The sequence below is a fragment of the Bradyrhizobium sp. genome (assembly GCF_016462955.1).
Lineage (GTDB): Bacteria > Pseudomonadota > Alphaproteobacteria > Rhizobiales > Xanthobacteraceae > Bradyrhizobium.
The window spans coordinates 1-1770 of the sequence record NZ_JAEMSD010000840.1 but is presented as its reverse complement, the minus strand read 5'-3'; the positions used below and the strand labels follow the sequence as shown (position 1 = coordinate 1770).

Genomic DNA, 1770 nt, shown 5'->3' with positions numbered 1-1770 from the left:
ATGCGCCGTTTCGTCGAGAAGGAGATCACGCCGTTCGCCCATGACTGGGACGAGGCCGGTGAATTCCCGCGCGCGCTCTATCGCAAGGCGGCCGAGATCGGTCTTCTGGGACTGGGATTCCCCGAGGAGTTTGGCGGCATCGCGGCGGATCAGTTCATGAAGATCGTGGCGAGCCAGGAGCTGGCGCGGGCCGGGGCCGGCGGCGTCAGCGCCAGCCTGATGAGCCACACCATCGGCTCGCCGCCGATCGCGCGAGCCGCGCGTCCCGAGGTGAAGGCCCGTGTGCTGCCACAGGTGCTGGCGGGCGAGAAGATCTCCGCGCTCGCGATCACCGAGCCGGGCGGCGGCTCCGATGTCGCGAACCTGAGCACCCGCGCGCGGCGCGACGGCGATCACTACGTCGTGAGCGGCGAGAAAACCTTCATCACGTCAGGCATGCGCGCCGATTATCTGACCGTCGCCGTGCGTACCGGCGCCGAGGGCGCCGGTGGCGTCAGCCTGCTCCTGATCGAAGGCAACACGCCCGGCCTGTCGCGGACCAAGCTGAAGAAGATGGGCTGGTGGGCCTCGGACACCGCGACGCTGCATTTCGACGAATGCCGCGTGCCGGTCGAAAACCTGATCGGCGAGGAGGGGCAGGGCTTCAAAATCATCATGCAGAACTTCAACAGTGAGCGCATGGGCATGGCGGCAAGCTGCACTGCCTTCGCCCGGGTCTGTCTCGACGAGGCGGTCGCCTACGCCAGGGAGCGCAAGACCTTCGGCAAGCCGCTTGCCCAGCACCAGGTCATCAGGCACAAGATCGTCGACATGGCGCAGAAGGTCGCGGCTTCGCAAGCAATGCTGGAGATGTTGGCCTGGCGCCTTGAGCAGGGCGAAAGCCCGGTCGCGGAAATCTGCATGATGAAGAACCAGGCGACGCAGACCATGGCGTTCTGCGCCTCCGAGGCCGTGCAGATCTTCGGCGGCGCCGGCTTCATGCGCGGCATCAAGGCCGAACGCATCTATCGCGAAGTCAAGGTCAACGCCATCGGCGGCGGCACCGAGGAGATCATGAAGGATCTGGCTTCGAGGCAGATGGGGTTGTGACTACGGCTGTCATTCCGGGGCGCGAAGCGCAGCGGAGCGAGCCCGGAATCCATCGGGCCGCAGACACCTTGGAGAAATGGATTCCGGGCTCGCGCTGCGCGCGCCCCGGAATGACGAGAGGACGAAATGCTATTCACCGCCGACCACGACGACATCCGCCGCTCCCTGCAGAAATTCATCGCCAATGAGATCAATCCTCATGTCGATGAATGGGAGAAGGCCGACATCTTCCCGGCCCACGAGCTGTTCAAGAAGATGGGGAGCCTCGGCTTCCTCGGCCTGAACAAGCCCACCGAATTCGGCGGCTCGGGTCTCGACTATTCCTACGCGCTGATGATGGCCGAGGAGCTGGGGGCCATCACCTGCGGCGGCGTGCCGATGGCGATCGGGGTGCAGACCGACATGGCGACGCCGGCGCTGGCGCGGTTCGGCTCCGATGAGGTGAGGCGCGAATTCCTGGCGCCGTCGATCTCGGGCGATTACGTCGCCTGTATCGGCGTCTCCGAGCCGGGCGCAGGCTCGGATGTCGCCTCGATCAAGACGAGTGCGCGCTCCGACGGCGACGATTACGTCATCGACGGCGGCAAGATGTGGATCACCAACGGCACCCAGGCCGACTGGATCTGCCTGCTCGCCAACACCGGCGATGGTCCGGTTCACCGCAACAAGTCGCTGATCTGC

At 65.4% G+C, this 1770-nt stretch carries 2 protein-coding genes; both read left to right on the top strand.

All coding sequences use genetic code 11. The features are described 5' to 3' along the window. Positions 1 to 1089, top strand: a 1089-nt coding sequence (locus JHD07_RS39040; RefSeq protein WP_291631910.1) for an acyl-CoA dehydrogenase family protein, incomplete at its 5' end; no start/stop codon positions are given. Between the two features lie 126 nt (positions 1090 to 1215). After that, positions 1216 to 1770: acyl-CoA dehydrogenase family protein (locus tag JHD07_RS39035; protein WP_291631908.1), on the top strand; the 555-nt coding region annotated here is incomplete at its 3' end.